Below are 19,934 nucleotides of genomic sequence, written 5' to 3' on the forward strand. Positions count from 1 at the left end.
GGACACTGGCGTCATGGGCCATGTCGACGTCGCCGGGATCCGGTACGAGCTGCCGGACGGGCGGGTGCTCCTCGACGACGTGTCCTTCCGCGTCGGCGAGGGAGCCAAGGTCGCGCTGGTCGGTGCCAACGGTGCCGGCAAGACGACCCTGCTGCGCATCGTCACCGGCGAGCTGGTCCCGCACGAGGGTGCGGTCACGCGCTCGGGCGGCCTGGGCGTGATGAGCCAGATGGTCGGGCGGGGCAGCACCACCGTGCGCGAGCTGCTGCTGTCGGTCTCGCCGGAACGGGTGCGGCAGGCGGCCGCCGCGGTCGAGCGCTGGGAGCTCGCGCTCATGGACACCGACGACGAGCGCACCCAGATGAGCTACGCCGGCGCCCTCGCCGAGTGGGGCGACGCGGGCGGCTACGACCTCGAGGTGGCGTGGGACGTCTGCTGCACGGCCGCCCTCGGGGCGCCGTACGAGCGGGTGAAGTACCGCGACCTCGCCACGCTGTCGGGCGGCGAGCAGAAGCGCCTGGTGCTGGAGTTCCTGCTGGCCGGACCGGACGAGGTGCTGCTGCTCGACGAGCCGGACAACTTCCTCGACGTGCCCGGCAAGCGGTGGCTCGAGCAGCGGATCCGTGAGTCGGTCAAGACCATCCTGTTCATCAGCCACGACCGCGAGCTGCTGAACAACACCGCCACCCGGGTGGTCACGGTGGAGCTCGGGGCGGCCGGCAACAGCGTGTGGACCCATCCCGGCGGCTTCGCGTCGTACCACGCGGCGCGGCGCGACCGCTTCGCGCGCTTCGAGGAGCTGCGCCGGCGCTGGGACGAGGAGCACGCCAAGCTCAAGGCGCTGGTGCTGCGCTACAAGATCAAGGCCGAGTACAACGACGGGCTCGCCTCGCAGTACCGCGCGGCCCAGACCCGGCTGCGCAAGTTCGTCGAGAAGGGCCCGCCGACCGGACAGCCCCGCGAGCAGCAGGTCAGCATGCGGCTCACGGGCGGTCGGACCGGGAAGCGTGCCGTCGTCTGCGAGGACCTTCATCTGTGGCTCCCTGCATCGAGCAGCGAGCGCAGCGAGCGTGTCGAGATGATGAAGCCCTTCGACCTCGAGGTCTGGTACGGCGAGCGCGTGGCCGTGCTGGGCTCGAACGGCTCGGGCAAGTCGCACTTCCTCCGCCTGCTGGCGGCCGGGGGCTCGGACCCCGACGTCGAGCACCGGCCCGTGGGGGTCTCGACCGGCTCGACCGAGGTGGCCATCGAGCCGGTGCACCACCGGGGCCGGGCCCGCCTCGGGGCGCGCGTGCGACCGGGCTGGTTCGTGCAGACCCACGCCCACCCCGAGCTCGTCGGGCGGACGCTGCTGGAGATCCTGCACCGCGGCGACGACCACCGGGCCGGGATGCCACGGGAGCAGGCCTCGCGGGTGCTCGACCGCTACGAGCTGGCGCACGCCGCCGAGCAGCGCTTCGAGTCCTTGTCAGGCGGACAACAAGCCCGTTTCCAGATCCTCATGCTCGAGCTGTCCGGCGCGACCCTGCTGCTGCTCGACGAGCCGACCGACAACCTCGACGTCGAGTCGGCCGAGGCGCTCGAGGAGGGCCTCGACGCGTTCGCCGGCACGGTGCTGGCGGTCACCCACGACCGCTGGTTCGCCCGTGGCTTCGACCGGTTCGTCGTCTTCGGCAGCGACGGCTCGGTCTACGAGTCCGACGAGCCGGTCTGGGACGAGCGCCGCGTCGAGCGCGTGCGCTGAGGCCCCGCCACGACGGTCGAGCGCGAGCGTAGCGAGCAGTCGAGACCTGGTGACGGGGATCTCGACAACGGTCGCTGCGCGACCTGCTCGATCACCAAGAGCTACGACGGTCGCTGCGCGACCTGCTCGACCACCGGAGCGTTCAGTCGTCCTGGGGACGGCGCTGGCGCGGGATGCGGTCGCCCGCGACGGAGCGGCGCCGGCCGACCCGGGGCTGACGGTGTCGGACGGGGGACGGACCCTGGGCGCGTTCGACCCAGGCGGCGAAAGGATGAGGACTGGTCATGCCCACCAGGAGCACGGCCGGCGGGGGCTGATACCCAGGTCCAGACCGCTCAGAGGAACTCGACGGGGTCGAACTCGGCGATCGGGATGACCCGCACACGGGGGAGGCGGCTGGTGAAGGCCCGCACGTCGTGCTCGAGGTCGAACAGCCGCAGGCCCCGGGCGGCCAGCGCCGTGAACTGGTGGTTGCGGAACTCGTCGAAGCCGATGAGCGAGACCCGCCGGTCGCCGCCGAGCAGGCGGGAGACGTGGTCGGCGAAGTCGCCGTCGTTGCTGACGAGGACGACGTCGGCCTCGCGCCGCTGGAGCTCCTCCAGCGTGCGCTGGATGGCGATGTCGACGACCTTCTCCTCGCCGTCGCCCCGCAGCGGGACGGGCCGGTAGTCCATGGCCATGAGGGCCTGGACGAACGACATCGGCAGCTCGGAGGTGACGGCCAGGAAGAACAGGCCGTGGGTGTCGCCGCGCGAGCCCTCGGCGACGAACTGGAGCAGCCGCTCCCAGCGCGGCCGCTCGGCCGGCTGGGGACGGCGTCCCAGGATCGAGGCGCCCAGCGTCGCGTCGATGTTCTCGCCGTCGACGAGGACGTACGTCGGGCGGGACCCGGGCTCGGTGGACGTCACGGGTGTCACGACGACCTCACCGGCCCGGGCACGCGATCAGGCCCAGCGCTCGGAGGCGGGGACGAAGTCGAGTCCCCGGTCACCGGTGTAGATCTGCTTGGGACGCGCGATCTTCTGGTCCTTGTCCTGCACCAGCTCCAGCCACTGCGCCAGCCAGCCCGGCGTGCGCCCGATGGCGAAGAGCACGGTGAACATCTCCGGCGGGAACTGGAAGGCCTCGTAGATGAGCCCGGAGTAGAAGTCGACGTTGGGGTAGAGCTTGCGCTTGACGAAGTACTCGTCCTCCAGCGCGATCTTCTCCAGCTCCTGGGCGATCTCGAGGAGCGGGTTGACCCCGGTGACCTCGAAGACGTCGTCACAGGCCTTCTTGATGATCTTGGCGCGCGGGTCGTAGTTCTTGTAGACCCGGTGACCGAAGCCCATGAGCTTCTCGTTGCCGTCCTTCACCCCTTGGATGAAGTCGGGGATGTTCTCCTTCGAGCCGATCCGGCGCAGCATCCGGAGCACGGCCTCGTTGGCCCCGCCGTGCAGCGGGCCGTAGAGCGCGGCGATGCCGGCGGCCACGGCCGAGTAGGGGTCGACCTGCGAGGAGCCCACCGAGCGGACCGCGTTGGTCGAGCAGTTCTGCTCGTGGTCGGCGTGCAGGATGAACAGCACGTCGAGGGCCTTGACCAGGCGCGGGTCGGCCTCGAACTTCGACTCGCTCATCTTGAAGAGCATCGAGAGGAAGTTGGCCGTGTAGCTCAGGTCGTTGTCCGGGTAGACGTAGGGCTTGCCCTGCGCGTGGCGGAAGGCCCAGGCCCCCAGCGTCGGCATCTTGGCGATCATGCGCACGATCTGGAGGTGCCGGTTGTCGGCGTCGCTGATCTTGCTGGCGTCGGGGTAGAACGTCGACAGCGCGCCGGTGGACGCCATCAGCATCCCCATCGGGTGCGCGTCGTAGCGGAAGCCCTGCATGAAGGTCTTCACGTTCTCGTGGACGAACGTGTGGTAGGTGATCTCGTGCTCCCACGCGTCGTACTGCTCCTTGGTGGGCAGCTCGCCGTGGATGAGCAGGTAGGCGACCTCGAGGAAGTTCGACTTCTCGGCCAGTTGCTCGATGGGGTAGCCGCGGTACTCGAGGATCCCCTTCTCGCCGTCGATGTAGGTGACCGAGCTGCGGCAGGACGCGGTGTTGGTGAAGCCGGGGTCGTAGACCGCGATCCCCGGCTCGTCCTCGCCGGACTTGATCTGCACGAGGTCCTTGGCCTTGATCGTGCCGTCGGTGATGGGGAGGTCGTAGGACTCCCCGGTGCGGTTGTCCCGCACGGTCAGCGTCTGGTTGGACCCGTCGGTCACGTTCGCTCCTGAATGGTGAGGGAGAGCAGCAGAGGGAGGGCGGTCCCGATGAGGACAGTCCCGTGCCAACCTATTGCCCGAGCGTGTCCGGCGTGAAACCACGGCCCGTTTTGACCCTCGCGAGCCAGCGACGGTAGTCTTGTCGGTCGCGGCTGCTTGCACTCTCCTGTGCCTGCGGCCCGGACCGGTTCCCCGCGCGACGAGCGCGATGCTGTGGACCGCACCCGACCGAGCAACGACTGAGAAGGCAACTTAACGTGCGCACGTACAGCCCCAAGCCCGCTGACATCCAGCGCGAGTGGCATGTCATCGACGCCACTGACGTGGTGCTCGGTCGCCTCGCCGTGCAGACCGCGAACCTGCTGCGCGGCAAGCACAAGCCGACCTTCGCGCCCCACGTCGACGGCGGTGACTTCGTCATCATCGTCAACGCCGACAAGATCTCGCTGTCGGGCAACAAGAAGGTCACCAAGATGGCCTACCGCCACTCGGGCTACCCCGGTGGTCTGACCGCGACCGCGTTCGGCGACCTGCTGGACAAGGACCCGCGCCGCGCCATCGAGAAGGCGGTCTGGGGCATGCTCCCCAAGAACCGTCTCGGCCGCCAGATGCTGAAGAAGCTCAAGGTGTACGCCGGCCCGAACCACCCGCACCAGGCCCAGCAGGCCAAGCCCTTCGAGATCGTCCAGATCTCCCAGTGACCCGCTTCCCGGACAACCAGCAGGACGACGAGGACCTTTCGTGACTGACACGACCACGCAGACCGACGCCGAGGAGACCTTCGAGGTCAACGAGGACGGTGTCGCCTACAGCAGTGAGAGCGCGCCCAGCGCCGACGCGCCCCTGCGCCCCGCGACCATCGCGCCCGCCGCGGCCACCGGCCGTCGCAAGGAGGCCGTCGCCCGTGTGCGCCTCGTCCCGGGCACCGGGCAGTGGACCGTCAACGGTCGCGCGCTGGACTCGTACTTCCCGAACAAGCTGCACCAGCAGGTCGTCAACGAGCCCTTCGTGACCACCGACCTGGTCGACCGCTTCGACGTGATCGCCCGCATCCACGGTGGCGGCATCACCGGCCAGGCCGGCGCGCTGCGCCTCGGCGTGGCCCGCGCGCTCAACGCCATCGACCTCGAGGCGAACCGTCCGTCGCTGAAGAAGGCCGGTCTGCTGACCCGCGACGCGCGCGTCATCGAGCGCAAGAAGGCTGGTCTGAAGAAGGCCCGCAAGGCGCCGCAGTACAGCAAGCGCTGATCGCTTGACCCGCGGGGGGCCCCAGGTTGGGGGAGCCCGGGTCTTCGGCACCGACGGTGTCCGGGGCCTGGCCAACGGCTTGCTGACGGCCGAGCTCGCGCTCGACCTGTCGGTCGCGGCCGCTCACGTGCTCGGCGAGGCCGGGGCCTTCGAGGGCCACCGGCCCCGCGCCGTCGTCGGTCGGGACACGCGGCTGTCGGGGGAGTTCCTCCAGGCGGCCGTCGTGGCCGGCCTGGCCTCGGCCGGGGTCGACGTGCTCGACCTCGGGGTGCTGCCCACGCCAGGCGTCGCGCACCTGACCTCCGCCCTCGGCGTGGACCTGGGCGTGATGATCTCGGCGAGCCACAACCCGATGCCCGACAACGGCATCAAGTTTCTGGCCCGCGGCGGCCTCAAGCTCGACGACGACATCGAGCACGTCATCGAGGGCCGTCTGCGTGAGCCCTGGGACCGACCCACCGGCGCGAAGGTCGGGCGGATCTCCCCCTACGCCACCGCGGTCGACGAGTACGCCGCGCACCTGACCGCGACCGTCCCCGGCGACCTGGCCGGTCTCCGGGTCGTCCTGGACTGCGCCCACGGCGCGGCCTACCAGGCCGGCCCCCGGGCGCTGCGCGCCGCCGGCGCCGACGTCGTCGCGATCTGCGCCGAGCCGGACGGGCGGAACATCAACGACGGCTGCGGCTCGACCCACCTCGAGGTCCTGCAGGCGGCTGTGCTCGAGCACGGCGCCGACGCGGGCTTCGCCCTCGACGGCGACGCCGACCGGTGCCTGGCCGTCGACGCCTCCGGCGCGGTGGTCGACGGCGACCAGATCCTGGCCGTGCTGGCGCTCGCCCTGCGTGACGCCGGGCGCCTGCACCGCGACACCGTCGTGGCCACCGTCATGAGCAACCTCGGCTTCGTGCAGGCCATGGAGCGCGAGGGCGTCACCGTCGAGCAGACCAAGGTCGGCGACCGCTACGTGCTCGAGTCGATGAAGGCCCACGGCTTCACCCTCGGGGGCGAGCAGTCGGGCCACGTCATCCTCAGCGAGCACGCCACCACCGGCGACGGCATCCTCACCGCGCTGCAGGTGCTGGCGCGGATGGCGGCCACCGGTCGGTCCCTGACCGACCTGGCGGGCGTCATGACCCGGCTGCCGCAGATCCTCGTCAACGTGCCGGACGTCGACAAGTCCCGGGCGAGCTCCGACCCGGACGTCGCTGCCGCGGTGGCCGAGGCCGAGGCCGAGCTGGCCGGCCGCGGACGCGTGCTGCTGCGACCCTCGGGCACCGAGTCGCTGGTCCGGGTGATGGTCGAGGCCGAGAGCGAGGAGCAGGCCGCCCAGGTGGCTCACCGGCTCGCCGACGTGGTGAAGAAACACCTCGCGCTCTGATTCCCCGGGGCCCTAGCCTGGCGGCCATGAGCATCGCTGTGGTCGACCCCGCCGACGACGACGTCCTCCGCGCGGTCTGGTCGGTGGCCCGCGCCGCGCACGACCTGCGCCCCCACAACACCTACTGGGCGTGGGAGCCCTTCCGGGCCACCCAGCGCACGCCCCGGTCCGACCTCGAGACCGTCCTGCTCGCGGCGTACGACGACCGGGGCGATGACCGGGGTGCGTCAGGCGGGCCGGGGGCGGTCGTCGGGATGGTCGAGCTCCAGCTCTTCGGCCAGGCCAACCCCCACCTGGCCGCCGCCGACCTCCACGTCCACCCCGACCACCGTGGGCGCGGGGTCGGGACGGCCCTGCTGGCCGAGCTCGAGCGTCGCGTGACCGAGGCGGGGCGGACGGCGCTGCTCATGGAGGTCTTCGTGACCCCCGGGGAGACGTCGCCGGGTCGCGACTTCGGGCTCCGGCGCGGGTTCTCGGTCGCCATGGAGGAGGGCTTCAAGGCCTGCGACCTCGGCGCGACCGAGGACCGGTGGGACGCCCTCGAGGCGGAGGCGGCCCCGCGCCATGACGGCTACCGCCTCGTCACGTGGCAGCGGCGGGTGCCCGAGGAGCTGATGGCGGCCTACTGCCGGTTGCAGAGCGTCTTCCTCGACGAGGCGCCCCTGGGCGAGATGGAGATCCAGGCCGAGCCGTGGGACGCGAAGCGTGTCCATGAGCGCGACGACCGCCTGGCCGGTGCCGGGCGGCACCAGATCGGGGCGGTGGCGCTGGCGCCCGACGGGTCGCCGGCGGGGCTGTGCGAGCTGTCGGTCGCCGAGGCGGACCCCGCCGTCGGCATGCAGGGCATCACCCTGGTGCTGCCCGAGCACCGCGGGCACCGGCTCGGGATGGCGCTGAAGATCGCCACCCAGCGCGCGCTGCGCACCGCCGAGCCGCGCTGCACCCACGTCTTCACCGACAACGCCGACGTGAACGTCCACATGAACGCCGTCAACGACCAGCTCGGGTTCGAGACCGTGGAGCACCTGCTGGAGCTGCAGAAGACCTGGCCCCGCGACTGAGCCGCGGTCAGGTGGGGCGGAGCGCCGGAGGCGGGGTCAGGCGGTCTGCTGCGCGTCGAGCTTGCGCAGGAGGTTGGCCGAGAACCGGTCGCCCATCCGGGTCATCACGCTGCCCATGACCTTGTTCACCGACCGGGCCGCCACCTTCGGCAGGGGCAGGTCGACGCACACCTCGAGCTTGACCGCGAGGTGGGTGCCCCGCTCGTGGTCCTCGAGCTGGTACCACCCGGCGACGGCGGCGCGCTCCGGCTTGCCGCCCGGCGGGGCGTGCTCGAACTCGATGCGCGTCTCGGGGTCGAAGGTCATCTTCTCGGTGAAGGCCGGCGCGACGCTCACGCCGAGCACCGGGATGCGCCCCATCTGCCAGCGCCAGAGGTCACCGTCGGCGGTGATCTCGTTGAGGAACGGCGTCAGCTCCGGCAGGGCCTTCGGGTCGGTGAGGATCTCCCAGACCGCCGATCGGTCGGCCGAGACCACGGCCTCGTTCTCTGTCGTCGCGGTGAATCGAGCCACGCCTGCATCTCCTCCGAGTCGGACCCCTGGTCGGGTGGGACGGGGCCCCGGGGGCCCACCCTCTCAGGTCTCCCCACCTGCGGGCCTCGCCAACCTCACCGACCTCACCAACCGTGGAGCCGGGGTCCGCGCCCGCCCTTGTGCGACCAGTAGACGCGCTGGGCGAGCAGCGTGAGGGCACCGGCGACGACCATGCCGGCGATGTTGATGTTCAGCTGCAGGAACGCCGGCCACACCTCGTGCCACACCCCGGTGCCGAGGCACAGCGCGATCGTGCCGGCGGCGGGCACCGTGGTGACGGAGATGAAGACGCCGACGAGCGGGCCCGACTTGTCGCTGGTCAGCGACAGCACCCCGGCGACCCCGGCCAGCAGCGCGATGACGAGCGACCAGCCGTCGGGGTGGACGATGAACTCGGTGAGCCGACCGGACGAGGCGTCGCGGATCGTGGAGTTCCCGGTGACGTGGACCAGGACCCAGAACGGCACCGCGGCCGCCACCGCGATCAGGTAGCCGAGCACGAGCGTGCGCAGCGCCATCGGCAGGATGCTGAGCCGTGGCCGAGCCAGGGCCACGCAGATGGCGGCGATGGGGGAGAACTCCGGGCCCACCACCATGGCGCCGATGATGAGGATGGGCTGGTCGAGCAGCCGGCCGGTGCCGGCGATGAGCACGGCCAGGGTGAGGAAGGCCAGGTAGGCGAACGACATCCGGCTCTCCTTGCGGACCCGGTCCTCCACGACGTCCCACACCAGGCCGTCGTCGGGGTGCCCCGGGGCCGCCTTCTCCGCGGCCTCGGCCGCGTCGGAGAGCAGGGTGGCGGGCTCGGTCAGCATGATCGAGCCGTCGTGGTGCAGGCCCAGGCCGTGCAGCCGGGTGGTGATGCCGTGGGCGCCCTCGCGGGCGACGTCGGCGATGACGAGGCAGCCGTCGGGCTTGCAGTAGGCGCCCTCGAAGACGGCCACGTTGGTGACGCCGTCGTCCTCGGACAGCAGGGAGACGACCTCCTCGGACAGGTGCGACGGCACCCGCAGCTGCATGTGGATCATCGCGCCGCCACCTCTCCTCGTCTCTCCCCGCGTCTGTAAGCCGCTGCTCGTCAGAGCTTCCGCAGCCGGACCCAGCTGACCGAGTGGTCGCCGGCCTTGCGCAGCACGAGCGTGGCGCGCGAGCGTGTCGGGGCGATGTTGCGGGCCAGGTTGGGACCGTTGATGGTGTCCCAGATCCGCCCCGCCTCCTCGACCGCCTGGTCCTCGGACAGGTCGGCGTACTTGGTGAAGTACGACGTCGGGTCGCGGAAGGCGGTCTCGCGCAGCCGCAGGAAGCGCTCGGTGTACCAGCGCCTGATGTCGGTGCGCGAGGCGTCGACGTAGACGGAGAAGTCGAAGAAGTCGCTGACGGCGAGCCCGGCGGTGCCGTCCTCGCGCATCCGCGCCGGCTGGAGGACGTTGAGGCCCTCGATCACCACGATGTCGGGGCTGTTGACCACCACGGGCTGGTCGGGCGTGACGTCGTAGGTCAGGTGGGAGTAGGTCGGCGCCAGCACCGTGTCCTTGCCGGACTTGATGTCGATGACGAAGCGCAGCAGCGCCTTGCGGTCGTAGGACTCGGGGAAGCCCTTGCGGTCCAGCAGGCCGCGGCGGCGCAGCTCGTCGTTGGGGTAGAGGAACCCGTCGGTCGTCACGAGCGCGACGGACGGGTGGGCCGGCCAGTGCGCGAGCATCTGCTGCAGCACCCGGGCGGTGGTCGACTTGCCGACGGCCACCGACCCCGCGACGCCGATGACGAAGGGCGTCCGCGGCGGTTGCGGCTGGTCGAGGAAGGTCTCCTGGGCCCGGTGCAGCGCGCCGGACGCCTCGACGTACAGGCTGAGCAGGCGTGAGACGGGCAGGTAGACCTGCTCGACCTCGTCGAGGTCGAGCTCGTCGCCGAGACCGCGGACGCGGTCGATCTCGGCGGCGCTCAGCGGCTGCTGGGTGGCCGCCCCCAGCGCCGACCACGCGCTGCGGTCGAGCTCGACGTAGGGGGAGGTGTCGCGGTCGACAGGGGTGCCCGAGCGGACCTGCGCGGCAGAAGCCATGGCTCATTGTGGACCACGGGGGCACTAGGATCGCCGCCATGTGCGGAATCGTGGGGTACGTCGGGGAGCGCTCGGCCGAGCGTGTGGTCATCGATGGGCTGCGGCGGCTGGAGTACCGCGGCTACGACTCGGCGGGGGTCGCGCTCGTCCACGAGGGCACCCTGGTGGGCGACAAGAAGGCCGGCAAGCTGGCCAACCTGGTCAAGGCGCTCGACGAGACCCCGCTGCCGGAGACGACCACCGGCATCGGCCACACCCGCTGGGCCACGCACGGCCCGCCGACCGACGGCAACGCGCACCCGCACCTGGGCACCGAGCGCCGCGTCGGGGTCGTGCACAACGGCATCATCGAGAACTTCGCGCACCTGCGCGGCGAGCTCGAGGCCGAGGGCGTGACGATGAGCTCCGACACCGACACCGAGGTGGCCGCGCACCTGCTCGAGCGCGAGGTCCGCGGCGGCGCGACGCTCACCCAGGCCATGCAGGCCGTCTGCCGCCGGCTCGAGGGTGCCTTCACCCTCGTCGCGGTCGACGCCGAGGACGCCGACCGCGTGGTCGCCGCCCGCCGCAACTCCCCGCTCGTGGTCGGGGTCGGGCAGGGCGAGAACTTCCTGGCCTCCGACGTGGCCGCCTTCATCGAGCACACCCGCGACGCGCTGGAGCTCGGGCAGGACCAGGTCGTGACGATCACCGCCGAGGGCGTGGAGGTCACCGACTTCGACGGCGTCGCCGTCGAGCCGACCGCGTTCCACGTCGACTGGGACCTCTCCGCGGCGGAGAAGGACGGCTTCGACTGGTTCATGCGCAAGGAGATCTTCGAGCAGCCGCGCGCCATCGCCGACTCCCTGCTGGGACGCCACGACGAGGCCGGCCGGCTCCAGCTCGACGAGCTGCGGATGAGCGTCGAGGACCTGCGCTCGGTCGACAAGATCATCATCACCGCGTGCGGGACGGCCTTCTACGCGGGCCTGGTCGCGAAGTACGCCATCGAGCACTGGACGCGCATCCCCTGCGAGGTCGAGCTCGCCCACGAGTTCCGCTACCGCGACCCGATCCTGACCCGCGACACGCTCGTGGTCGCGATCAGCCAGTCCGGCGAGACCGCCGACACCCTGATGGCGATCCGCCACGCGCGCGAGCAGCACTCCAAGGTGCTCGCGATCTGCAACACCAACGGCGCCACGATCCCGCGCGAGTCCGACGCGGTGATCTACACCCACGCCGGTCCCGAGATCGGGGTGGCCTCGACCAAGGGGTTCATGACCCAGCTCATCGCGTGCTACCTGCTCGGCCTCTACCTGGCCCAGGTGCGCGGCACGAAGTACGCCGAGGAGATCCGCGACGTCGTGGAGGAGCTGGCGCAGATGCCGGACCGCGTCGCGACGATGCTCGAGCGCTGCGACGAGGTCTACGAGCTGGCCCGCGAGCTCGAGGACGCCGGCTCGGTGCTGTTCCTGGGGCGCCACGCCGGCTTCCCGGTGGCGCTGGAGGGGGCGCTCAAGCTCAAGGAGCTCGCCTACATCCACGCCGAGGGCTTCGCGGCCGGCGAGCTCAAGCACGGGCCGATCGCGCTGATCGAGAAGGACCTGCCCGTCTTCTGCGTCATCCCGCCCCGGGGCCGGGACTTCCTGCACGACAAGATGCTCAGCGGGATCCAGGAGGTGCGGGCCCGCGGGGCGCGCACCATCGTCGTGGTCGAGGAGGGCGACGACACGGTCGTGCCCTACGCCGACACGATCATCCGCATCCCGGTGTCGTCGACGCTGCTGCAGCCGCTGGCCGCGGTCGTGCCGCTGCAGCTGTTCGCCTGCGAGCTGGCCACGGTCAAGGGCCACGACGTCGACCAGCCGCGCAACCTCGCCAAGTCCGTCACGGTCGAGTAGGCCGCGGTGATCCTCGGGCTCGGCATCGACGTGTGCGACATCGAGCGCTTCGGCGCATCCTTGGATCGCACGCCCGAGCTGCGGGACCGGCTGTTCACCGCCGCCGAGCGCGACCGCCCGCTGGCCTCGCTGGCCGCCCGCTTCGCGGCCAAGGAGGCGCTGGCCAAGGCGCTCGGCGCCCCGGTCGGGCTGGCCTGGCACGACGTCGAGGTCGTCTCGGAGTCGTCGGGACGGCCGCGGCTGGCGATGACCGGGACCGTGGCCGACGCGTGCGACGCGCTGGGGGTGGCCTCGACCCACCTGTCGTTGTCCCACGACGCGGGGATCGCCTCGGCGGTCGTGGTGCTGGAGGGCTCGTGAGGTCGGCCCACACCGCGCAGCAGGTGCGTGAGGCCGAGGAGCCGCTGCTGGCGGCCGGGCCCGAGGGTGCGCTGATGAAGCGGGCCTCGGCCGGCCTCGCGACGGCGCTCGCGACCTACCTGGGACGCGTGTACGGCGCGCGGGTGCTGCTGCTCGTCGGCGCCGGCAACAACGGCGGCGACGCGTTGTACGCCGGGGCGTCCCTGGCCGGGCGCGGCGCTCGGGTGGACGCGCTGCTGCTGGTGCCCGGCAGGGTCCACCCCGACGGTCTGGCCGCCTTCCGGTCCGCCGGCGGCCGCGTCGTGGACCGGGTGGCGCGGGTGGACGGCCGGCCGCGCACGGCGTACGACGTGGCGGTGGACGGGATCGTCGGGATCGGGGGCTCCGGCCCGCTGCGGCCGGAGGCGGCCGAGGTGGTGGCGGCGCTGGACGGGATCCCCTTCGTGGCCGTCGACGTGCCCTCGGGTGTCGACGTCGACAGCGGACGCGTCGAGGGCCCGCACGTGCGAGCCGCGCTCACCGTCACCTTCGGCACCCACAAGGCGGTGCACCTGGTCGACCCTGGCGCCCAGGCGTGCGGAGTCGTCGAGCTGGTCGACATCGGCCTCTACCCGCCGGTTGCCCCGATCGAGGCGCTCCAGGCCACCGACGTGCGCGACCTGCTGCCGGTGCCGTCGCCGAGCGCCCACAAGTACACGCGCGGCGTGGTCGGGGTCCGCGCCGGATCCGACCGCTACCGCGGCGCCGGGGTGCTCAGCGTCGCCGGTGCCGCCTCGGGGCTCGCGGGCATGGTGCGCTTCGTGCCGGCCGGTGCCGGCGGCGGTCAGGGACCCGGTGTCGTCGACCTCGTGCAGGCCGCCCACCCCGAGATCGTGGTGGGGGAGGGCCGCGTGCAGGCCTGGGTCGTCGGGTCCGGCGGCGGTGAGGACGCCGCCGAGCAGCTGCGCGAGGCGTGTCGCGACGGGGTCCCGGTGGTGGTCGACGCCGACGCCCTCGCGGAGGTGAGCGGCCCGCTCGGCGTACCGGCCGTGCTGACACCGCACGCGGGCGAGCTCGCCCGGATGCTCGGGGTGGAGCGCCAGGAGGTCGAGGCCGACCAGCTGGCCCACGCCCGGCAGGCGGCCGAGCGGTACGACGCCGTGGTGCTGCTCAAGAACCGCCACACCTTGGCCGCCCACCCGGACGGCCGGGTGCGGGTCACGACGGTCGGCCCGCCGTGGCTCGCGACCGCCGGAGCGGGGGACGTGCTCGGGGGCCTGGTCGGGGCACTGCTCGCCGCAGGCCTGTCGCCACTCGACGCCGCGAGCGTGGGGTCGTGGCTGCACGGTGCAGCCGCTGCCTTCGCCGGACGGGGTGGTCCGCTGACCGCCTCCGACGTGGCCCGGGCGATCCCTGACGTGTGCGCCCGGCTGCTGCGCTGAGGCACTGCCCCTCGCCGGGGAGCGCCGTGCAGGTGTCCGCGGACGAGTACGCGCGATAAGCGGCCTCGCACTCACTGACGAGATCGACCCGCGGGGCTTGTCCGCGCCACCACAGGACTCCGACCGCTCATCGGCACGACCGCGCGGAACACGGCAGATCAGGGCGTTGGAGTCACGAGATCCTCGATGACGTCGGCGAGTTCGGATGGAGGACGTTGTCCGTCGAGTTCAAGGGCCCCTCGGCGCAAGAGTGGTTCGAGGGTGTCCACGTACCGCGCGATCTCGGCACGTTGCTCAGGGGTCTTGCCATAGGGGTTGTTCGTCCGTCTGCTCACTCGCTCGACCAGCACCGGAAGTGGCGCGCTGAGGAGCACGATGTGCTCGAAGCGGTCATAGAAGCGGCCTTGGTTCTCCACCGTCCCCGAGACGACCACATCATGGTTGGAAGCCAGAAGACGTTGCATACGTTCTTCGTCCCACGTGCCGTCAGGCAGTGCCCACCCGTCGTAGTCGGTGTCCACCGTCAGGTGTCCTCGACGTCGAAGCGCATCCAAGACAGTGGTCTTGCCCGCACCTGACATCCCCGTCACTAACACGCGCGCCATGGCAAGAACGGTAGTGACCTGGCGACGAGCAGGTCCGGTCATCAGCATGACCGCACTGTCGCGTCAGATAAGTGCCTTCGCGCAGCGATGGCTCGCCACCAGGCACAGAGGTCGTCTACGAGGCGTTCCACCGCTAAGGGCGAAAGCTGACGCGGAACTCGGCGTGGACCTCGCTTTGCAACCGCTCAGCCAGTCGCCGCCCGCGTTCCTCCAGTGGCGGATGCGGCAGCTGACGATGGTGGTGTGCCGTGTCCATGTCGCGCACCCACGCAAGTAGATCAGCGATGAGTGAGTCACTGAGGTCTAGCGCCTGCCGTAGCCATGAAGGGTCGTCAGGTAGCAGACCTCCCTCATCCCAGACGGGGCCGGCGCCCTCGTCCCACATGACTCGAAGCTTCGTGCCTTCGATAGTGGAGTCTGCCGCTTCGTCCCCTTCAGCGGTGGGTCCTTCAGCGTGAAACGATAAGTAGGTGTCAGCCGGGTAGTCGCCGGGGTGAGGCGGTGCTGGATCGTCCGGGCTGCACTCCATGGCCGCCATTTCACCAGAGAGGAAGCGAGCGGCACATGGGCACGGCCGCACATCGGTACGACCGCGCGGAACGCGGCAGATCCGGGCGAGCGTAGCCGCCCTCAACGCGGCAGATCCGGGCGAGCGTAGCCGCCCTCAACGCGGCAGATCCGGGCGAGCGTAGCCGCCCTCAACGCGGCAGATCCGGGTGCGTTCGCTCAACCGGGTTCTGCCGCTCGGACGACACCTGTCTCGTCGAGGAACAGCCTCAGTCGCTTTGGCCTCATGTCTGCAGTGATCGCTTCAACATCGGGATCGACCAGTTCAGGAGAGAAGCCCGCTTCAACGGCCCGGTCGAACGCAACGTCACCGGGCAACCCGATTAACTCGTCGCCGAGTACTGAACCGGCACGCAACGTCTCGGACAGCCGACGAGCACTTTCGTCCATGCGCGTCCCATTCACTCATTCGACCATCCCATCACTCCTGAGCGCGCCCATCAGCACCACCGCGCGGAACGCGGCAGATCCGGACGCTCTAGTCGAGCTTCGTTTGAGTGTCGTTAACCGAGTCCGGTGCGTCCTCGTCGTGCTCCATCCCGTAGATGTCCAGGTCGAGGTGGATCGGGAAGGTTCCCAGGCGCGCTAACAGGTCGGCGTCGAGGTCGACACCGCCCATGCCATCCACGTCGACGAAGCAGAACCAATCCATCGTGAAGCCGTCACCGGAGAGGTCCCGCAAGACTTCGCGGCGGTTCTCAACCTGCTCGAGCAGTGCCGAGAGGTGCTCCGTAAGTGGCCCACGTCCAAGGTGCTCTGTAGAAAGGCCCCACACTGCGCCCTTGCGCACGTGACCGCTACGCCCGATGTCACCGGCCTCGTGGGAGAAGGTCGGCGTGATGCCAAGACGTTCGGTTATCTCGGACGAGCTCGTGCCGGGTCTCCAAATCCGCAGGGTCGCGAAACACGTTGCTTGTGCCATAGACGGAAAGTCTGCCCGAGAGGAACACCCACCCGTCCGCTTATCGGCACGACCGTGCGGATCGCGGCATGAGCGGACGGTTTGCCTAGCCGCTGCTCGCCAGGAAGATCACCTCGTCGGGCTCAGACTTGTCGTTCCCCAGGACAGTCACGCGCACTGAACCAGCCTCAACGCCCAGCGACGCGTGCTCACGGTTGTAGACATCCCTGACGGACAGGTGCCCCTCCGACTCAATACGGAAGTCGCCGAGCGTCACGAGCCCTGACCCATCCATCACCTGCGTGAGCGAGGCCGATGTTGGGCCGTCATCGACGCTCAGGACTCCGACCGCGATGCAATCCGAACTCGACACACATACTTCGCCTGCAAAAGTCTGGGGCGGGGTGAACTCCTCACGCCCCACCAGCAGGAGTACCGAGTTGGGCGGCTCGATGAGGGGGCTCACCGGTTCATCTTCGCGCATTGCGGCCCCGTCCGCTCATCGGCATGACCGCGCGGAACGCAGCAGACGAGTGCGTTGGGGGCCGGCGAGGCTGCCAGCATGTGGTCATGCATCCACCCACGGGAACAGCGGTGACCATCAGCGGCGGCTACGACTTCGAGCCCCAGTGGCTGGGCGGCAAGCAAGAAGTTGAAGGGCACGTCGAGAAGTGGATTCCCGGCCAGAACACTCAGACAGCTTGTGTCGTTCGTCTTGACGAGTTTCTTACGGCCACCGGCGATGTGCGCGGCAAGCGCGAACAACGGACCGGGGTGTTCGTGGTACTCGAACTCCGGTACGTCGGGCAGGAGTGGGAGCACTCAGGAACTGCCCACGTCGAGTTGTGCGATGCCGAACCGGACGACAGGCCGTGGTCGGAACGCGAGGTCGGTGCGTGGGTGGAGTCGCATGCGACTTACGCATTCGCCGGTTGAGGTAACGCACTCACTCGGCGTAGCCGCCCTCAACGTGGCAGATGAGTGGGTCCTATGCGACTTATCGCTAACGAAGTTCGTTGCAGTGGACGAGTCGCACGGGCGCGGTCTGGTGATTCGGCGTCGACCGCTCACATGGCTGCCCGGACACCGCCAGAGCGTCGTCTGACTTATCGACCCGGCACTTCAGTTGGACGCCAGTTCCGCCTGGGCGGAATCCAGTCGAGCGCATCAGCTGCGGCGACGTCCGGCAGCACCACGACCGACTCGTCGTAGAGGTGCCATTCGTTGTGGGAGTAGGACTCGGCTGCAATCAGTAGTGAAGTCGACGCGTCGCCGTGAAGTAGCACCTCGGTGACCAAGCCCGGCGCGGAGCCGCCTTCAACCAAAGTGTCGAGCACGACCTCGACTTTCTTGATCCCGCCCACGACCAACGGGACATCCCGGCGCGAGCGGAGAGACCCATGGTCGGTCCCAGGCAACTGCAGGTCGACGTTCGAAACGAAGCTCAGCCCAAACACGGCATCGTCCTGGTAGATGCTGATCAAGAAGTCGCGATCGGAACCCCTTGCCCGGAGCCACGCGAAGGGCGTGCGGCCATCGGCTGGCATCGCCCACGCGAGTGCAACGTCGTCATCGCCAGACTCAAGTGCCCACTCCTCACCCTCCCAAGCGAGCACGTCTAACGAGGCCAGCAGCAGCGCTGCCGAGATGTTCTTCATGATCCATCCGTCGCCATCCGCCAAGTCAGCCGCTGCCAACAGATCAGCGACAGCTTCTCGGGTCATCGCCTCAAGTGCGTCCGGCGGTGGCAGGGCCCCTTCTCCGCGCGCCGCTGAGAACACCGGAAAGGCGCCACCGTCCTCGCGGAACACCGCCCAGACGTCTTCCTGCCGCAAAGTTGTAAACTCCCAACCAATCCCGTCGCGGGTGAGGACGTCGCTCGCCACCGTCACGAGCCACCGAGAGCGCCAATCAGAAGTCACCCGGGCGAGCGTAGCCGCCCTCAACGCGGCATGAGCGGTCGCTCAATCTTGCTGAGCCCGCTGGTTGAGGATGCTTACGAAGTACCTCGTGGACTGGCCCTGGCGCTCGGCCACCGCGTTGAGCCTCGCCGCCTCCTGGTCGGCGTCCCCGGCGTCAGAGAACGCCTTCATCAGCGCCACCCGCTGGTCAGGAGTCGTGCCTTCGTAGTCGTTGTACCGGACGACAACTGCTAACTCCCACGGGGGCGGCGGCCAGGGCTCGGGGAGGTTCGGACTCACAGGCCGAAGTCTGCCAGTCGGTCTCAACGCGTCGTCCGCTCATCGGCATGAGCGGACCCGTCGTGACGCGGGGTTGCGTGGGTGATCGCACGCCTCGACGGTGCGAGCGTGCGCCGCGCAGTGTCAGGGCAGGTCGAGAGCGGTGGTGCCGGAGGGAGTGACGAGGTAGCGGCGCCCGAGAGGGCTGGTCCAGGTGAGGTGGCCGGTGACCGGGTCGCGCTCGACGGTCCAGTCGCCGTTGGTCTTGAGCCGGTGGTGGAAGCGGCACAGCCGCGACAAGTTCGACGTCCGGGTCTGATCGGGTGGACCGCCCTCGTCGGGTGGTCGCCAGGGTTCGAGGTGGTCGAGGTCGTGCCGCCCGGCGTTGCCGCACCACGGGAAGGTGCACGTGGCGTCGCGCTCGACTACCTGTCGGCGCAGCCGGGGCGGGATCTCGTAGGAGTCGACCGCGATCTCGGCGGTCTGGTCGACGACGGGAATGACCGTGAGCCGTGCGCCGGGTGTGAGCCCGGCCAGCCAGCGCTCGAGCGTCGCGGTCGTCCGGGCTCCGAGCCGGAGCCCGGCCCGGTCGACGCGGATCAGGTCCGCGACGTCGTCGGCGATCTCGGCGTCTCCGGACGGCGCCGTGCGCGCGGCGTCCGAGCCGGACTCGGCGCCGCCACTCGTGACCAGGGTCCGCAAGGCGTCGAGGTGCAGGTGGAGGTGGAGGGTCGGCACCAGTCGCGTGGGCCGAACCGGCCGCCGCTGGATACCAGCTACCTCGTCCCGCTGCTGTGCCAGCTGCTCCGCGGCGCGGTCGAGGTCGAGGGAGTACTGCGGGTCGGCCAGCACACCGAGGGCCCGGGCGCGCCGGACCTCGCGCCGGTCACCGTCACCGAGCGCGCCCAGCGTCGTCGCCACGGCGTCTAGGGCGTGGTCCAGGGCGTGGGCGTCGGGAGTGTCCAGCAGAGCCGCGAGGTCGGTGGTGCCGTCCAACCGGTCCTCGAACCACACCCCTCGCTTCTCCGCCGCCGCAGCGTCCCGCTCCGCCGCCAGCTCGGGCTCCAGCCGGAGGGTCGCCGCGTCGACGGCCCGGTCGATGCGTCCGACGGAGAGCCGACCCGCGAACGGCGCCAGCGAGGCGTCCACCGCGTCGGCGGTCGCCGCCTCCAGCGGGATGGTGCGCTCGGCGATCCGGCGCGCCTTCCACGCGGGGAGCGCGCCGCCCATGACCTGGGCCCAGCAGCGGGGGAGGCGGTCGCGGAGCTCGACGGCCTGTCCGACGTACGCCCGACCGGCGGCCTCGCCGAGGCCGAGCGCGGTCGCGAGCTCGGAGACCGCGTACTCCTCGACCATGAACGCGCCCTCGCCCGCCGAGCGCAGCACGCCCTCGACGCCCTGCGCGGCCGCCGACGCCTTCACGAAGCCGTCGCGTCCGACCAGGGAGTCGCTGACGTCCTGGTGCGCGGCGCCGATGAGTCCCTGAGCGATGTCGGCGCGGCCGACGCGGTGGAGGTCGGCCCAGTGCGCGACGCCGCGCAGCTCGCGCGCCGCGGCCAGGTCCTGCGCCCGACGCTGTCCCACGACCCAGCCCAGCGCGTCGGCCGCGTCCAGCCCGAGGACCTCGGCGTCCTCGCTCGACCCCGCCACCGGTGCCGGCGGCGCCACCCGTCGGCGCTGGAGAGGGGTCGTCGTCATGCATCAAAACTAGGGGCACCCTCCGACACAATGGGCGTCTGATCAGGCC

At 70.4% G+C, this 19,934-nt stretch carries 21 protein-coding genes; 9 read left to right on the plus strand and 12 right to left on the minus strand.

From position 1 onward, the window contains the following. Positions 1-13 precede the first annotated feature (13 nt). Positions 14-1,744, plus strand: a complete 1,731-nt coding sequence (locus G7072_RS02835; protein WP_166084133.1) for an ATP-binding cassette domain-containing protein — start codon at positions 14-16, stop codon at positions 1,742-1,744. Between the two features lie 335 nt (positions 1,745-2,079). On the opposite strand, the gene G7072_RS02840 is transcribed toward G7072_RS02835, so the two are convergent. Together G7072_RS02840 and G7072_RS02845 are read right to left on the minus strand one after the other, a co-directional pair. Further along, positions 2,080-2,652, minus strand: a complete 573-nt coding sequence (locus G7072_RS02840) for an NYN domain-containing protein (protein ID WP_166084134.1) — start codon at positions 2,650-2,652, stop codon at positions 2,080-2,082. A gap of 36 nt (positions 2,653-2,688) precedes the next feature. Beyond that, a complete protein-coding gene (locus tag G7072_RS02845; RefSeq protein ID WP_166084135.1) occupies positions 2,689-3,990 on the minus strand; it encodes a citrate synthase in 1,302 nt (433 codons plus the stop codon). 257 nt (positions 3,991-4,247) lie between these two features. On the opposite strand from G7072_RS02845, the gene rplM reads away from it, so the two are divergent. Genes rplM through G7072_RS02865 form a run of 4 tightly spaced genes read left to right on the plus strand, consistent with a single transcriptional unit; the run spans position 4,248 to position 7,677 of the window. Further along, complete coding sequence (rplM, locus tag G7072_RS02850; protein ID WP_166084136.1) at positions 4,248-4,691, plus strand: 50S ribosomal protein L13; 444 nt, start codon at positions 4,248-4,250, stop codon at positions 4,689-4,691. A 40-nt stretch (positions 4,692-4,731) separates the two neighbouring features. Then, entirely contained in the window at positions 4,732-5,238 is a 507-nt protein-coding gene (gene rpsI / locus G7072_RS02855; RefSeq protein ID WP_166084137.1) for a 30S ribosomal protein S9, read from the plus strand. Between the two features lie 4 nt (positions 5,239-5,242). Further along, positions 5,243-6,616, plus strand: a complete 1,374-nt coding sequence (gene glmM / locus G7072_RS02860) for a phosphoglucosamine mutase (protein ID WP_166084138.1) — start codon at positions 5,243-5,245, stop codon at positions 6,614-6,616. Between the two features lie 26 nt (positions 6,617-6,642). Then, positions 6,643-7,677, plus strand: coding sequence for a GNAT family N-acetyltransferase (locus tag G7072_RS02865; protein ID WP_166084139.1), 1,035 nt, complete (start codon positions 6,643-6,645; stop codon positions 7,675-7,677). 36 nt (positions 7,678-7,713) lie between these two features. On the opposite strand, the gene G7072_RS02870 is transcribed toward G7072_RS02865, so the two are convergent. From G7072_RS02870 to coaA, 3 genes are all read right to left on the minus strand, one after another. After that, the gene (locus G7072_RS02870; protein ID WP_166084140.1) at positions 7,714-8,190 is read right to left on the minus strand and encodes an SRPBCC family protein; all 477 of its coding nucleotides are present in this window, start codon (positions 8,188-8,190) and stop codon (positions 7,714-7,716) included. 104 nt (positions 8,191-8,294) lie between these two features. Continuing rightward, on the minus strand, positions 8,295-9,239 hold the full coding sequence (locus G7072_RS02875; RefSeq protein WP_166084141.1) for a DUF389 domain-containing protein: 945 nt from the start codon (positions 9,237-9,239) through the stop codon (positions 8,295-8,297). Positions 9,240-9,289: 50 nt separating this feature from the next. After that, positions 9,290-10,270, minus strand: a complete 981-nt coding sequence (coaA, locus tag G7072_RS02880) for a type I pantothenate kinase (protein ID WP_166084142.1) — start codon at positions 10,268-10,270, stop codon at positions 9,290-9,292. Positions 10,271-10,308: 38 nt separating this feature from the next. Between coaA and glmS the strand changes: the two genes are divergently transcribed. Genes glmS through G7072_RS02895 form a run of 3 tightly spaced genes read left to right on the plus strand, consistent with a single transcriptional unit; the run spans position 10,309 to position 13,934 of the window. Beyond that, positions 10,309-12,153, plus strand: a complete 1,845-nt coding sequence (glmS, locus tag G7072_RS02885) for a glutamine--fructose-6-phosphate transaminase (isomerizing) (protein ID WP_166084143.1) — start codon at positions 10,309-10,311, stop codon at positions 12,151-12,153. Between the two features lie 6 nt (positions 12,154-12,159). Beyond that, positions 12,160-12,513 carry a holo-ACP synthase gene (locus tag G7072_RS02890; RefSeq protein ID WP_166084144.1) on the plus strand — a complete coding sequence of 118 codons (354 nt, stop codon included), beginning with the start codon at positions 12,160-12,162 and terminating at the stop codon, positions 12,511-12,513. Then, on the plus strand, positions 12,510-13,934 hold the full coding sequence (locus G7072_RS02895; RefSeq protein ID WP_166084145.1) for an NAD(P)H-hydrate dehydratase: 1,425 nt from the start codon (positions 12,510-12,512) through the stop codon (positions 13,932-13,934). Before G7072_RS02890 ends, G7072_RS02895 begins: the two co-directional genes overlap by 4 nt. Positions 13,935-14,092: 158 nt before the next feature. Here the strand turns inward: G7072_RS02895 and G7072_RS02900 are convergent, their stop codons facing one another. From G7072_RS02900 to G7072_RS02915, 4 genes are all read right to left on the minus strand, one after another. Next, entirely contained in the window at positions 14,093-14,587 is a 495-nt protein-coding gene (locus G7072_RS02900) for an AAA family ATPase (RefSeq protein ID WP_240917118.1), read from the minus strand. Between the two features lie 678 nt (positions 14,588-15,265). Next, positions 15,266-15,496: a hypothetical protein gene (locus tag G7072_RS02905; RefSeq protein ID WP_166084146.1), complete on the minus strand. Its 231-nt coding sequence runs from the start codon at positions 15,494-15,496 to the stop codon at positions 15,266-15,268. Positions 15,497-15,584: 88 nt separating this feature from the next. Beyond that, complete coding sequence (locus G7072_RS02910; RefSeq protein ID WP_166084147.1) at positions 15,585-16,028, minus strand: DUF4279 domain-containing protein; 444 nt, start codon at positions 16,026-16,028, stop codon at positions 15,585-15,587. 85 nt (positions 16,029-16,113) lie between these two features. After that, a complete protein-coding gene (locus G7072_RS02915; RefSeq protein WP_166084148.1) occupies positions 16,114-16,473 on the minus strand; it encodes a hypothetical protein in 360 nt (119 codons plus the stop codon). 104 nt (positions 16,474-16,577) lie between these two features. On the opposite strand from G7072_RS02915, the gene G7072_RS02920 reads away from it, so the two are divergent. Further along, on the plus strand, positions 16,578-16,943 hold the full coding sequence (locus tag G7072_RS02920; RefSeq protein WP_166084149.1) for a hypothetical protein: 366 nt from the start codon (positions 16,578-16,580) through the stop codon (positions 16,941-16,943). A 170-nt stretch (positions 16,944-17,113) separates the two neighbouring features. Here G7072_RS02920 and G7072_RS02925 read toward each other — a convergent pair whose 3' ends face one another. The 3 genes from G7072_RS02925 to G7072_RS02930 all read right to left on the minus strand — a co-directional run bounded on the left by G7072_RS02925 (position 17,114) and on the right by G7072_RS02930 (position 19,885). Beyond that, a complete protein-coding gene (locus G7072_RS02925; RefSeq protein ID WP_206063252.1) occupies positions 17,114-17,893 on the minus strand; it encodes a hypothetical protein in 780 nt (259 codons plus the stop codon). Between the two features lie 78 nt (positions 17,894-17,971). Then, positions 17,972-18,100, minus strand: a complete 129-nt coding sequence (locus tag G7072_RS20180) for a hypothetical protein (protein WP_277343395.1) — start codon at positions 18,098-18,100, stop codon at positions 17,972-17,974. A gap of 231 nt (positions 18,101-18,331) precedes the next feature. Further along, positions 18,332-19,885 (minus strand): HNH endonuclease signature motif containing protein, encoded by a 1,554-nt coding sequence (locus tag G7072_RS02930; RefSeq protein WP_166084151.1) that lies wholly within the window; start codon positions 19,883-19,885, stop codon positions 18,332-18,334. Positions 19,886-19,934 lie beyond the last annotated feature (49 nt).

Origin of the sequence: Nocardioides sp. HDW12B (genome assembly GCF_011299595.1) — a bacterium.
GTDB lineage: Bacteria > Actinomycetota > Actinomycetes > Propionibacteriales > Nocardioidaceae > Marmoricola_A.